Origin of the sequence: Mucilaginibacter sp. PAMB04274, from assembly GCF_039634385.2 — a bacterium.
In the GTDB taxonomy this organism is placed as follows: Bacteria; Bacteroidota; Bacteroidia; order Sphingobacteriales; family Sphingobacteriaceae; genus Mucilaginibacter.
The window spans coordinates 789035-802849 of the sequence record NZ_CP155081.2 but is presented as its reverse complement, the minus strand read 5'-3'; the positions used below and the strand labels follow the sequence as shown (position 1 = coordinate 802849).

General features: G+C 45.5%; 9 protein-coding genes. 5 read left to right on the top strand and 4 right to left on the bottom strand.

What is annotated here, in order from left to right:
- The first annotated feature begins 18 nt into the window (after nucleotides 1-18).
- From ABDD95_RS03375 to ABDD95_RS03355, 5 genes are all read left to right on the top strand, one after another.
- Entirely contained in the window at nucleotides 19-1953 is a 1935-nt protein-coding gene (locus tag ABDD95_RS03375) for a fumarate reductase/succinate dehydrogenase flavoprotein subunit (protein WP_345950489.1), read from the top strand.
- Between the two features lie 144 nt (nucleotides 1954-2097).
- Nucleotides 2098-2871, top strand: a complete 774-nt coding sequence (locus tag ABDD95_RS03370) for a succinate dehydrogenase/fumarate reductase iron-sulfur subunit (protein ID WP_345952090.1) — start codon at nucleotides 2098-2100, stop codon at nucleotides 2869-2871.
- Nucleotides 2872-3112: 241 nt separating this feature from the next.
- Entirely contained in the window at nucleotides 3113-4561 is a 1449-nt protein-coding gene (locus ABDD95_RS03365; RefSeq protein WP_345950488.1) for a circularly permuted type 2 ATP-grasp protein, read from the top strand.
- 159 nt (nucleotides 4562-4720) lie between these two features.
- Nucleotides 4721-5656: an alpha-E domain-containing protein gene (locus tag ABDD95_RS03360; RefSeq protein WP_345950487.1), complete on the top strand. Its 936-nt coding sequence runs from the start codon at nucleotides 4721-4723 to the stop codon at nucleotides 5654-5656.
- 24 nt (nucleotides 5657-5680) lie between these two features.
- Nucleotides 5681-6670 carry a transglutaminase family protein gene (locus tag ABDD95_RS03355; RefSeq protein WP_345950486.1) on the top strand — a complete coding sequence of 330 codons (990 nt, stop codon included), beginning with the start codon at nucleotides 5681-5683 and terminating at the stop codon, nucleotides 6668-6670.
- 74 nt (nucleotides 6671-6744) lie between these two features.
- On the opposite strand, the gene ABDD95_RS03350 is transcribed toward ABDD95_RS03355, so the two are convergent.
- The 4 genes from ABDD95_RS03350 to ABDD95_RS03335 form a co-directional block, all read right to left on the bottom strand.
- Nucleotides 6745-9249, bottom strand: coding sequence for a TonB-dependent receptor (locus tag ABDD95_RS03350; protein ID WP_345950485.1), 2505 nt, complete (start codon nucleotides 9247-9249; stop codon nucleotides 6745-6747).
- 460 nt (nucleotides 9250-9709) lie between these two features.
- A complete protein-coding gene (locus ABDD95_RS03345; protein ID WP_345950484.1) occupies nucleotides 9710-10198 on the bottom strand; it encodes a thioredoxin domain-containing protein in 489 nt (162 codons plus the stop codon).
- A 13-nt stretch (nucleotides 10199-10211) separates the two neighbouring features.
- A complete protein-coding gene (locus tag ABDD95_RS03340; protein ID WP_345950483.1) occupies nucleotides 10212-11228 on the bottom strand; it encodes a Gfo/Idh/MocA family oxidoreductase in 1017 nt (338 codons plus the stop codon).
- 122 nt (nucleotides 11229-11350) lie between these two features.
- Nucleotides 11351-13798 (bottom strand): zinc-dependent metalloprotease, encoded by a 2448-nt coding sequence (locus tag ABDD95_RS03335; protein WP_345950482.1) that lies wholly within the window; start codon nucleotides 13796-13798, stop codon nucleotides 11351-11353.
- Between the last annotated feature and the right edge of the window lie 17 nt (nucleotides 13799-13815).

Genomic DNA, 13815 nt, shown 5'->3' with positions numbered 1-13815 from the left:
TAAATATAAATTTGAACGATGAGTTTAGATTCAAAAATTCCACAAGGCGCATTAGCCGAAAAATGGAGCAAACATAAATTTAACTTAAAGCTGGTTAACCCCGCCAACAAGCGTAAATACAACATTATTGTGGTAGGTACCGGCCTGGCAGGTGCTTCGGCAGCGGCTTCATTGGCCGAGCTGGGCTACAACGTTACTGCTTTTTGTTTTCAGGATAGCCCACGCCGTGCACACTCTATTGCTGCACAGGGTGGTATTAACGCTGCTAAAAACTACCGTAACGATGGCGACAGCGTTTACCGTTTGTTTTATGATACTATTAAAGGTGGCGATTACCGCGCACGCGAAGCCAACGTTTACCGTTTGGCAGAGGTATCTGTAAATATTATTGACCAGTGTGTTGCACAAGGTGTTCCTTTTGCCCGCGAGTACGGTGGCTTGCTGGATAACCGTTCTTTTGGTGGTGCACAGGTGTCGCGTACGTTTTATGCCCGCGGCCAAACCGGACAGCAATTATTGTTAGGTGCCTACTCGGCTCTTAACCGCCAGATACATGAAGGCAAGGTAAAAATGTATACCCGTACCGAAATGCTTGATGTGGTTGTGGCCGACGGTCAGGCTAAAGGTATTGTTACCCGTAACTTAAAAACCGGCGCTATTGAAACCCATTCAGGTCATGCAGTATTGTTGTGTACCGGCGGTTATAGCAACGTGTTCTACCTATCCACTAATGCTATCGGCTCAAATGTAACGGCAGCATGGCGTGCACACAAACGCGGTGCTTACTTTGCTAACCCCTGCTATACACAAATTCACCCTACCTGTATCCCGGTAACAGGCACCCACCAGTCTAAATTAACGCTGATGTCTGAATCATTGCGTAATGATGGGCGTGTATGGGCACCTAAAACCAAGGAAGTGGCCGAAAAGCTACGTAAAGGTGAAGTTAAAATTGAAAACGTTAAGGAAGACGACCGCGATTACTTCCTGGAGCGCAAATACCCATCATTCGGTAACCTTGTACCGCGCGACGTGGCTTCACGTAACGCTAAAGAAATGGTTGACGATGGCCGTGGTGTAGGTGGCTCAGGTATTGCCGTGTTCCTTGATTTCCGCGATGCTATACAGCGTTTAGGCGAAGATACCGTACGTGCTAAATATGGCAACCTGTTTGACATGTATTATCAGATTACTGATGAAAATCCATACAAACAGCCAATGCGTATTTACCCCGCTGTACACTATACCATGGGTGGCCTTTGGGTTGATTATAACCTGAGCACTAACATACCTGGTTTATACTGCCTGGGCGAGGCTAACTTTTCCGATCACGGCGCTAACCGCTTAGGCGCATCTGCACTAATGCAGGGTTTGGCCGATGGTTACTTTGTTATCCCATACACTTTAGGTGATTACCTGGCTACCATAGGCCCTAAAGCGGTTGATACCAATCACCCGGCTTTTGCACAAACCAAAAAAGACGTTGAAGCTTATATCGCAAAATTATTAGCGCTTAAAGGCAACAAAACCGTAGTGGAATATCACCGTGAGCTAGGTCACATTATGTGGGAATACTGCGGTATGGCCCGTACGGAAGAAGGTTTGACCAAAGCACGTGGTTTAATCCAAGCTTTAAAAGACGACTTCTGGAAAAATGCTATAGTGGTAGGCGAAAATGAAGAAATTAATGCTTCACTGGAAAGAGCTGGCCGCGTGGCCGACTTTATAGAGTTAGGTGCATTAATGGTGGAAGATGCCTTAAGCCGTCGCGAATCATGCGGTGGTCACTTCCGGGTGGAATCGCAAACAGAAGAAGGCGAAGCTTTACGTAACGACGACGAGTTTGCCTACGTTGCCGCCTGGGAATATACCGGCGATAACCAGCCCGAAGTATTACACAAAGAAGACCTGGTATACGAAAACGTTAAGTTAACACAAAGAAGCTATAAATAAGATAGCATACGAGTATCAAGTAGCTAGTATCAAGTATAAAGACTTGACATCGGGCACAAAAGGTTTAAAAAATCTTAATACTTGATACTGGCTACTTGATACAAAATATCAAACTCAAAAAACATGAGTAACGCAAACGGAACAATGAATTTGACGCTGAAAGTTTGGCGCCAAAAGAATGCACAAACTGCTGGTAAGTTTGTGACTTATAAGGCCGAAAACATATCTCCGGATATGTCTTTTCTGGAGATGCTGGACGTAGTGAATGAGAGCCTTATTCATGCCAAAGAAGATCCGATTCATTTTGACCACGATTGCCGTGAGGGTATTTGCGGTATGTGTTCATTATATATTAACGGCCGTCCGCATGGGCCTAAACGTGCTATTACCACCTGTCAGTTACACATGCGTAGCTTTAGTGATGGCGAAACCATCACTATTGAACCATGGAGAGCAGCTGCTTTCCCGGTGGTAAAAGACTTGGCAACCGACCGTTCTGCGTTTGACCGCATACAGCAGGCGGGGGGCTATGTATCGGTAAATACCGGTGGCGTACCTGATGCTAACGAAATTCCAATCCCTAAGGTAATTGCCGACGAGGCCTTCAACTCGGCTACCTGTATCCAGTGCGGCGCCTGCGTAGCGGCTTGTAAAAATGCTTCAGCAATGCTGTTCACATCGGCTAAAATTAACCAGTTGGCTTTATTGCCGCAAGGTCAGCCGGAACGCTACCGTCGTGTGCAAAGCATGGTGGCACAAATGGATGCTGAAGGTTTTGGCAGCTGTACCAATACAGGTGCTTGCGAAGCCGAATGCCCTAAAGAGATCACATTAACTAATATCGCTAACATGAATTTTGACTTCTTTAACGCTAAATTCTTTAAAGAAGAAGAAGTTCATCATGTAAGTGAAGGTTAATTAAATATTTAACCTAACAAAAAAGGCTTAAGAAATATTTCTTAAGCCTTTTTTGTTCTTTGCTGCCACCAATTAATATTGTTCTCTTAAACTGTGCCGTAAAAATATCTGTTTTTACGCTTTAGCTGCGAGTATTTTATAAAAAAACATCTCTTCATTTAGTATTTATTAAAAAACAGTTACTAAATTACCCAATCTGGCATAAATTATATTTAACAGCCATAAACTTATTGAATTTTCTATGTACAAATCTGCGCATTTTAGTGAGTATAACGCCATAAACGACGTATGGGATGAAATGTATAGTGAAAATTCGGCTATACGAGAGCACTATCAGCGGGTGATTAGCTATTTAACCAAGGAATCGACTGACAATCTAAATAAAAAAGAAGAACTGGCCCGTCGCCTTTTCATGACCCAAGGTATAACGTTCACCGTGTATAACAGTGGTGAAGGCATTGAAAAAATCTTTCCTTTCGATATTATACCACGTATTATAACAGCCGCCGAGTGGACCCTGGTTGAAAAGGGTATTAAGCAAAGGCTAACAGCGCTTAATTTGTTCTTAAAAGACGTCTATCATAATCAATTCATCATTAAAGATGGTATTGTGCCTATTGATGTAATTTACTCCTGCCCCCACTTTTTGCGGGAGATGTATCAACTGAATGTCCCTTACGATATTTACGTTCACATTGCCGGTATAGACCTGATACGCGATGAGCACGGCGCATTCTACGTGCTGGAAGACAACCTCCGTACACCATCGGGTGTGAGTTATATGTTGGAGAACCGCGAGATTACCAAGCGCCTTTTCCCCGACCTGTTGCCGCAATGTAACGTACGAAGCGTAACCGAATACCCCAGCATCCTGTATAAAAACCTAATGGCGCTGTCGCCAAGGCAAATCAGCAACCCTACCATTGTGCTGTTGAGCCCGGGTATTTATAATTCGGCTTACTTTGAGCATACTACCCTGGCCCGCCTAATGGGCGTTGAACTGGTTGAAGGTCGCGACTTGGTGGTTAGTAACCATAAGGTATACATGAAAACCACTACCGGCCTGCAACAGGTTGATGTAATATACCGCCGTGTTGATGATGAGTTTTTGGACCCTTTGGTATTTAACCCTGCCAGTGTGCTGGGCGTGGCTGGTTTAATGAGCGCCTACCGTAAAGGTAACGTAGCTATTGTGAACGCTATTGGTAACGGCGTAGCCGATGACAAAGCCATTTACAGCTATGTGCCCGATATGATTAGGTACTACTTGAACGAGGAGCCACTGCTTAAGAACGTACCCACCTACCAGCTGCGCAACGCCGACGAACGTGAATTTACCTTTGCCAACATTAATACCATGGTGGTTAAAAAAACTAATGAGAGCGGTGGTTACGGTATGCTAATGGGCCATGCGGCCAGTGAGCAGGAAATTGATGATTATAAAAAAGAAATCCTGAAAGATCCCCGAAATTTTATTGCCCAGCCTACCATTAGCCTATCGGCAGCACCGTGCTATATACAAGGGGTGTTACAGCCCCGACGCATCGATTTAAGGCCTTACGCCTTATGCGGCCCCGATGGCATTGAGATTGTGCCGGGCGGACTTACTCGCGTAGCGCTAAAAGAAGGCTCATTAGTGGTAAACAGCTCGCAAGGCGGCGGCAGTAAGGATACCTGGGTACTGGCCTGATATTGCATTTGAATGTAAGTTTGGATCTTAACATCCGTTCATATGCTTGCGAGTTAGTATGTTAAACTTAAGAATAATTAAATAATTAACTACGATGACGACGGCAGATTGCTTCCGAATCAATGGGAAGCGAACATCCGAAATCCGAAATAACGATATATGTTAAGTAGAGTAGCAGCAAGTTTTTATTGGTTAAGCCGGTACATAGAGCGGAGCGATGGTATTTTGAGGATGCTGAAGATCAACTACGCTTCATCGCAGGATGCTGTGCGCGAATTTACCTGGGAACCGGTTATCCGTATTTATTCGGGGGCCGATACTGAACTGATGAAGCAGCTTAATAATGATAGCAGGGCCGTACTGAGCTATATGGTAAACGGAAAGAACAATCCCAATTCCATATCGAATATGATTACCCTGGCGCGGGAAAATGCCCGTAGCGTACAGGAACACATTACCCGAGATCTTTGGCAATGCCTTAACGAATATTATCACTGCGTTAAAGACCCGTCACTCGACGAGCGCTTACAAAAAGACGACCCCATCAGTGTACTGGATATTTTGATTAAACAGATTATGCTGTATTACGGTACGGCCGAGGTATCAATGGAGCGCGGCCAGGGTCGGAGTTTTATGAACATCGGCAAGTTTTTAGAGCGTAGTATACAGGCTATCGATATACTGGACATCAAATTTGGTTCAGTTAATACTAACCCCGACCTGCTTACCGATATTACCTATTGGAAACACCTGCTGCAATCAATTGGCGGTTATGAATTGTACCTAAAAACCTACCGCGACGGCATTGAGGCGCAAAACGTCATGGAGTTGATTATTCTAAATACCGATTTTCCGCGCTCAGTTATTTACTCGGTTAATAACATTAGCCGGTATTATGAGCGTTTAAAAAAGGAGAGCAACCTGGGCAATTACCGCGATATTGCTTTTCAGATAGGCAAACTACAAAGCTACATCCAATACAGCTCGGCACAAAGCATTCGCCAGGTAGGTTTACACCAGTTCCTGACACAGATTAAACAGGACTTATACGCCATTGGCACATCGCTTAACGAGCATTACTTTGCTAACTCCTGATCTTGAACTTTTAATTCTACTCTCATGCCTGAATTTAAAATACAACATATAACCCGGTATACTTACGATGGCAAAGTGCGCGACAGCGCCAACCAGGTAATCCTCTTCCCTATTACCGATGTAAACCAGGAAGTATTAAAGCATGATTTGACAATAACCGGCAATCCCGTGGTTGATACCCATGTAGATTATTACGGCAATGAGGTGGGCAGCTTCACTTACCTGGAGCCCCATAATCAACTCATTATCAACTCAGAGGTGCTGGTAGTTACCCATGCTAAAGAACTGCCTGCTGAGTCGCTTTCGGCGCAGGAGCAATGGCAAAAGCTGGCTTCGCTGCAAAATATAGTGCCTTACATTGATTTTTTAATGCACGAGTACTTTGAAGCCCTGCCCGAACTTTTGGCTGCAATTGATAAAGAAAAACAAGCCGGAGATACACCTTACCGAACTGCTTTGCGCTTTTGTGATTACGTGTACCGCAATTTTGAGTACCTGCCCGGGGTAACCACGGTTGAAACTACGCTTAAAGAAGTATGGAAACTTAAAGCTGGCGTTTGCCAGGATTTTGCCCATATACTTATACTCATGCTGCGCCTGTTAAATATACCTGCGCGTTATGTAAGCGGCTATATTTGTCCAAATCATAACGGCATGCGCGGCGAAGGTGCTACCCATGCCTGGGCCGAAGTTTATTTGCCCGAGTACGGTTGGCTGGGTATTGATCCAACCAATAATTGTGTAGCCAATGAAACCCACGTGCGCCTTGCAGTAGGCCGTAATTTCTCAGATTGCTCGCCGGTAAAAGGTGTTTACAAAGGCACATCGGGCCATTTACTGGAAGTAAAGGTAAGCGTAGAGTACCGCGACCAGCCGAGCTCCGAACCGACCGACGAAATTGATTCCAACAATTTTATAAAAGCCGCCGAAGCGCCGGAATTTACCACCAACAGCTACCAGCGCTATAAAGAAGCCATCCTGTTGCAGCAGCAACAGCAACAGCAACAGCAGTAATAGCTAAACCTCGTAAATCTCTCCATGTAATCTGTCAGTATCGTTCGCGATGACATGGAAAGATATACAATCCCCTATCTCGGACCACCGCCACCTGCGCTGCCCAGGTCATCGGGGTTGCCGTTACCGCCGTTATCCTGGTCGCGTTGTTTTTGGCGTTTTTGCTCGGTGCTGCTGTTGCCGAAGCGATAGGATACCGTAAACATCACGGTACGCGTAGCAAACCTGCGGTACGACTCAGAAGTGTAAGGTATAGCCGTGTTGGTGTTGTTAATAATAGAGCCAAACTTACGGGTATTAAAGATATCGCGGGCGTTTACGCTCATGTTCAATGTCTTGGTAACATCATACCGCACACCGCCATCCAAACCGTATAAAGCCTTGCTGTAACCTTGTGCTATCACCTGCTTGCCCTGGTAATCTCCACGCAATTGTATCCCTAACTTTTTAACGGGCTTAATGTTAGCCGTAAGGTTACCGTTAAAGGCATAACCCGAAGTAGACCGTACATTAAGTGCCTCATCGCCTTTAATGTTACGGTAGTAAACGTTTACATTACCGGTTAAGTCTAATTTAGGAGAGAACGTCCATTTGGCAATTAACTCGTAACCTGCATTGGCTGCACTGTTAATATTCTCAAACCGGGTTAAGGTAGTAGCCGAATCGAGCGGTATGCGTACCTGCTGAATGTTATTGTTGGTATAACGATAGTAAAGTGAAGAAGTAAGCGTTAAAGCATTCCAATAGTTAATGTAGCTTAACTCAAAAGCATGCGTATCCTCAGGTAACAAGTTAGGATTACCCTGCTGAAAGTTAAAGGGATCGCTACGGTCAACAAACGGCGATAACTGCCTGTCGCGCGGACGGCTAACCCTACGGGTGTAACTTAGTTGCAGCGTTTGGTTTTCGGTCAGTTTATCGCTCAAAAACACACTTGGGTACACCCTTAAGTAGTCTTGCTTGTACTGCTGCACACTATCAACCAGACGGGTACGTATGTGGGCATCCTCCACGCGGGCTCCTACCTGCACACCAAACTTACCAAACTGGCGCTGGTAGTTGGCATATAAAGCATGTACCTGCTCATTGTATATAAAATGGTTGGAGCGGGTGTTATCAAACACATACTGGTTAACTGTTCTGTTAATCAATGTATCAACTCGGTAATCATTATCATTACGGTTAAAGGTGCTGCGGTACCCGGCTTCAAGTTTGCTTTCTTTACCCAAAGGCATGGTGTAGTCGGCCTGTAAGTTAAAATTACGCTGCTTGCCGTTGGTATAGGTGTTCTGGTTAAAGCTGCGGCCAGTAGTAATGTTGTTACGGTAGTAATTATAAACGGTCGACAAGTTTTCATCGCCATCCTCTTTTTCCGAAGAATAACCCAAATTGGCCGTTAACTCCTGCCCTTGCTTTTTGTATTTGTGACTAAAATCGGCGTTGGCATCAAAGTTTATACCCGAGTTGCCCGAGAAGTTATTTTGCTGGGTAAGTTGCGTAAGTGCGTTACGGGTGGTAGTGCGGGTTTCACCATTCTGGAAACGGTCGCGGTCCCGAACGTTAATATTATCAGACAGGGTAAGTACCGTTTTAGGACTCAGGTTAAAATCGATACCCGTACGCACGTTGTGCGAGTTAAAACTAAATTTTTGGTCGGATAACTGATTCTGAAAAATAGCATCGGCAGTGCCGGGGTAAGTAATACGATCGGTATAGCCATTGCCTACACGGTCGGCCTTACGGTAACTGTAGTTACCAAACAAGTTTACTTTTGATGTTTGGTAAGATAAGTTTAAGCTGCCGTTATAGGTATTTTGTGTACCAACAGTACCGGCAACCGAACCATTGAAACCCAGCTGTGCATTACGTTTTAAAACAATATTGATAATACCCGACTGGCCTTCGGCATCGTATTTTGATGAAGGATTGGTTATTACTTCAATGTTTTCGATAGCGCTGGCCGGTATAGACTGCAGAATATCGCTCACGCTACCGCCTGATAGTGCTGAAGGTTTACCATTGATAAGCACACGCACATTGCTGGAGCCGCGCAGGTTAACGTTACCTTCCACATCCACCTGTACCGATGGCACGTTGGTTAACAGGTCAGTAGCGGAACCACCCTGGCTTACCAGGCTTTGATCAACACTAAAAACCTTTTTATCGGTGCTTAGCTTAATTTGGCTGCGCTGTGCCGTTACCACCACTTCTTTTAGTACTCCTTTTGCAGGGCGCACCTTAACGTTACCCAGTTGCACCAGTTTGCGCGAGGCATTAATCAGGATACTATCTTTTGCGTAAGTTAAATAGCCTACAAAAGTGGCCTTAAACAAGTAAACGCCATCTTTCAGGCCGTCCAGCTTAAAGTTACCGTTTAAATCGGTTTGTATACCCTTGGTTGTTTTATCGCCTTTGTGGGTTACACTTACGCTGGCAAAATCAAGCGGCTGGTTGGTATTGGCGTCTACCAGTTTACCGGTAACCGTACCGCCGGTAGGTGCTGCAGTTTGTGCACCGGCTTTAATCGTTATAATAAAAAGTGTTAAAAGTAACAGTCGTTTCAGTACCAAAAAGTTCATCCCGCAAAAGTCAGGCTTTTTAAACTTAGTCGACTTACCGGGCTTGTAACTTTATTGCTAAGCAAGGTTAGCAGCAAGTAAATTTTTTATTACTAAGTGATGAGTTGCATGATTAAAGCTTGATTAATCTTTCATCCCTCCTGGCAAAGGGTTAGGAGGGGTTACCATGCAGGTTGGCGCCAAAGTAAGCTTATAAAACTATCATCCCGAACGATAGTGGGGAATCCTTTGGAATGAAAACTATCGCTTCGGACAAGCTGTCTCGCATGTCCTGAAAAAGACAGTTAGGAGAAAACAAAAAACGGAGCTGCTAAATACCGGCTCCGTTGATCCAAATCTTGTCATCTCAAACGATAGTGAGCAATCTTACTTAACGATAAGCTAACCGCTTCGAAAAAGATTCTCGCTATCACTTGAAAGCACGAGCTGTTGTTGCAGTTGTTTTAAACTTTGCTACGTCTTAAGCTTTCTTTACCATGGCGGCCAGTTCCTTTAACTTAGGCGCTTTTTCGTAAGCTTTTAGCAGCTTGTGCTGATGGTTGTAAATAGCAATATAGGGCGTCATTTTTACATTGTAGTACTGCAGCACCTTGTAGCTGTTACCTTCGGTACCAACGGTAATGTTGGGATAGGTTGATATGCCAAAGTCGCGATAAAACCCTTTAATCAGCTTGTAATCTACTGCGCTTACCATTACAATCTGTATGTCTTTAAAACTTTTCATCTGCCCTTTCATCTCATACATTAATTGCTGGCAGTGGCCGCAATCGGGCGAAAAATAAACAAGCATTACGGGCTTGTTCTTTTTTAAAGTAGCAGGGGTACGTGTAGCGCTATCGGGCGCGGTAACAATGTGGTAATCGGGCAGGTTTTGTATACTCGTTTTGTTTTGCGCCTGTGTGCAGCCGGCCATAACCACCAGGCTCAGTATAAAAAGTAATTTCTTCATTATAAGTTTATAGCTATGCCTCCAGCAGTTCAACCTGCCAGGCAATATGTTCATCTGTTATAGGGTACAATGCACCGTTTACAATAGTTTGATAAACGGCTTCGAATAAATTTAAATAGTTGCCGGTATGCGAGGGTATCTTTTCAATGGTCTTTTCATTGTTAATACCCATCAGCACCAATTGGCCTTCGCAACCTTCGGGCTCTACGCCGTAGCCTGCATCGGTAGGTTTAATTTCCTGGTCCAACTGGGCTTCCTGCACATCGCAGCGGTCTTTTATATAGCTACCTGCTGTGCCATGCAGCACAAACGCTGGTAGTGGCTGCGCCACCAGCAGGCTTGAGGTTACCTGCACGGTTAACTGGTGCGGATACGTAAGCTGATAATTAAAATAATCTATTACGGCAGAACCTTCGCGGTGTGAAGCCGTAACTTTATGACTGGTAAGCGGCTTGCCAAATAAACTGATCACCTGATCGAGCAGGTGCGGACCTAAGTCGTATACCAGTCCATTAGAATCCATTCCGGCAGCTTCTTTAAATGCTTTAGGACTTAGCACCGGCTTGTAACGGTCATACCTAAAATGTGCTTCAACCAGGTTGCCCAACCGGCCACTCTCAATCACCTCTTTTACCGATTGGAAGTCACTATCCAAGCGGCGGTTCTGGTAAACAAACAAATGCTTGTTTTGCGCTTTAGCCAGGTCGTAAAGCTCCAGCAACTGTGTTAGGTTTGCAGTAACCGGCTTTTCGATCAGCACATGTTTACCTGCCTGCAAAACCTGTTTGGCCTGCTCGTAATGCAGTTGGTTTGGCGTATTTACAACAATAAGCTCAATTTCAGCATCATTAAGCATATCCTCTATACGGTCATAACTAACCACATCAGGATAGTACTTCACTGCATTTTTTTGGTTGCGCTCCAGCACAGCTTTAAACTGAAAGCCGGGGTGCGCATGCACAAAAGGCGCATGAAAAATACGGCCCGACATGCCGAAAGACAATATACCGGTTACAATAGGTGATGACATGTTACAAGTATAAATCTTATCCGGTTAGCCGCCTCATAAAAAGATAAATTTTACAATCTCTACCTTCCCATAACGGCTTTCTAAACTAAGTTGGCTCCAGCTTTTAATGATTAACCGAAAGCTTACTTAACCGGGCATTCCATCTCATCGCCCATACCAATTGGAGAGCCGTCAGGCATCATTAAACCCGGAGCAGGCTGAAACTTGTCTGGTGTGTCCTCAAACTGCTTAATTTGCGATAAGCCATAAAGCAAATTAGCTTTTTGCATGGTACCAGCGGCGCTTTGCGCAGTTTGCATCCATTTTTTAAGCTCATCAATTTTGAGCATAGTAATGCTACGCACGTTTTCTGGCGCTTGTGTGGTGGCTGCCAGCGTTAGCAATTGTTTGAGCGCTTGGTTATTCACCATGCGCTGTAGTTCCCCTTTGTAACCTGCCATTTGCGGAGCTTTCCAGGTTCGTGCTATCAGCTTGTCCAGTACGGCGACTAGTCCCGGCTGTGTATTATCGCGCGATTGGTATTCTACCAAACGTGCGGCACGCTGCGGCTGTAATATGAACGACAGTGTGGTTCCGGCTGCAGATTCGGCAGCGCCTATGGGATCAAATGTTAAACCGGTGCGCGATTTAAACAACTCGCGGGTGCGCGGGTAGCCTACCGGGCGGGGCGGTATCTTAGCAATCAGGGCTTCGGGCAGAGCCAGCGCATCAGGTGTAATGGTGCTCATTAAGGCATCAAACGCTTTCCATTGCTCAGCAGCAGGCACCATGCGGGTTACAGTTTGGCCATCCCCTTTTATAGCGTAGGTATAATATAAACCACCCACAACTTTAGAGGCCGCCTCAATTTGATAACGATGAATGAGATACATAGGCACCAGTACTTCCTCAATGGTAGCCATAGGTGCATCCTGCCGAATGGATTTCTCGGAAAAGGTATTGATCACCTGCTTACGCAAAGCCATTAGGCGGTTCAGTTCATCAGCCGCATTTGTGCCGCTGTCCCACAGGTGAGCCTTGGGGTGTGCACTACCCGTTGGGCGCGAATCGGCATCGGCAATAAACACCTCGCCTTGCTTTAGGGTTTCGGTAATGATGTTTTTGAGAGCCTTACCTTCATCGCCGTTTTGCGAAACGTCTGAATAGCCATAAATAATAGCACGCTTGTCCCAGCTACCAATTTCGGCGGTGTAAGCATCGCTCAGGTCAATGGTACCATCAGCCTTTAACGTAACAGTTGGCGGCGGGTAATCCATTACTGAAGCCCGCTTGTTAGTACTGGCTACATAGTTGTGGTATAAACCCAGCGTGTGCCCCACCTCATGCGCTGCCAGTTGTTTTAAACGGGCAACGGCTAGTTTTATCATTTTGTCGCTCACCGGCTTGCCATCTTCATAAGGCTGGACCAAACCTTCGGCAATCAAAAAATCTTGCCGGTCGCGCAGTGAGCCAAGTGATACCTGACCTTTGATGATCTCACCGGTACGCGGGTCGGTTACAGAGGAGCCGTATGACCATCCTCTGGTAGAACGGTGTACCCATTGAATAATATTATATCGAATATCCATTGGGTCAACATCTTCAGGCAGCAGTTTTACCTGGAACGCATTTTTGTAGCCTGCTGCTTCGAAAGCCTGGTTCCACCAGCTGGCTCCTTCAATGAGTGCATTGCGTACAATTTCGGGTGCGCCGCGGTCAACGTAATATATAATAGGCTTTACGGCTTCGCTAACGGCCGAACCCGGGTTTTTCTTTTCTAAGCGGTGCCGGTTAATTAGCCGTTTAACAATAGGCTGGTCTATCGGCGTGGCAAAGTCCATATAATCGGTACTAAAAAAGCCCGACCGCGGATCGAAAGCCCGTGGTTTGTACTTGTTATCGGGTAACTGGATAAATGAGTGATGCATGCGCACGGTCACAAAATTGGCATCGGGCGTAACTGAACGAATTTCGCCGCCGCTGCCATTGCCGGCCAGCGTAACGGTAGCCTCCATTTCGGTATTGTACGGAAAGCTTTTAGTATTGGCCATGTATATGGCCGAACGGGTGTCGTCGGCACGGTAAGTGCCCTGGTTAGCGCGTGCCAGGCTCAAGGATAACTGGTGGCTGTCCCTCAACAAAAACGGCGTCATATCAATGAGGATTTTATCGCCCTCTGCCGCCTCAACTTTAAATCCCCATATTACCGATTGTGCAAAAGCCTCCTCAACCGATCGGCGCTCATCAGCATTATTGCTCACCGCACGGTAATCATAATTAGGCTGTATGAGCAGCACCTTGGGGCCGCTCCTTATAAATTTCACAATCTTAGTATCGCCTAACTGACCACGATCCAGCCCTAAGTCATTAGAGCCAACGCCAGCTGGCATGGATTCTACATATAAAAACTCCTGACCCAGTTTGTCGATTTCTAAAAGCAGGCGGCCGGTTTTATCATCCCAATAAGTATTAAAATAACCGGCTTGTTTAGTGAAGCCTTGCGTTTTGCCGTCAATGCCGTCAGCCTTTTGGGCAAAGGCAGGGAACAAGAACATGAAGAATAATAGGTACAGCAGGTAAGCTTTTTTCATACTGTGGAGTTAAGGAT

What these genes read in the sequence shown, in the direction of transcription:
- ABDD95_RS03345 (WP_345950484.1), bottom strand. Translation starts at nt 10,198, where the DNA reads ATGAAGAAATTACTTTTTATACTGAGCCTGGTGGTTATGGCCGGCTGC.
- ABDD95_RS03355 (WP_345950486.1), top strand. Translation starts at nt 5,681, where the DNA reads ATGCCTGAATTTAAAATACAACATATAACCCGGTATACTTACGATGGC.
- ABDD95_RS03375 (WP_345950489.1), top strand. Translation starts at nt 19, where the DNA reads ATGAGTTTAGATTCAAAAATTCCACAAGGCGCATTAGCCGAAAAATGG.
- ABDD95_RS03370 (WP_345952090.1), top strand. Translation starts at nt 2,098, where the DNA reads ATGAATTTGACGCTGAAAGTTTGGCGCCAAAAGAATGCACAAACTGCT.
- ABDD95_RS03340 (WP_345950483.1), bottom strand. Translation starts at nt 11,228, where the DNA reads ATGTCATCACCTATTGTAACCGGTATATTGTCTTTCGGCATGTCGGGC.
- ABDD95_RS03360 (WP_345950487.1), top strand. Translation starts at nt 4,721, where the DNA reads ATGTTAAGTAGAGTAGCAGCAAGTTTTTATTGGTTAAGCCGGTACATA.
- ABDD95_RS03350 (WP_345950485.1), bottom strand. Translation starts at nt 9,249, where the DNA reads ATGAACTTTTTGGTACTGAAACGACTGTTACTTTTAACACTTTTTATT.
- ABDD95_RS03335 (WP_345950482.1), bottom strand. Translation starts at nt 13,798, where the DNA reads ATGAAAAAAGCTTACCTGCTGTACCTATTATTCTTCATGTTCTTGTTC.
- ABDD95_RS03365 (WP_345950488.1), top strand. Translation starts at nt 3,113, where the DNA reads ATGTACAAATCTGCGCATTTTAGTGAGTATAACGCCATAAACGACGTA.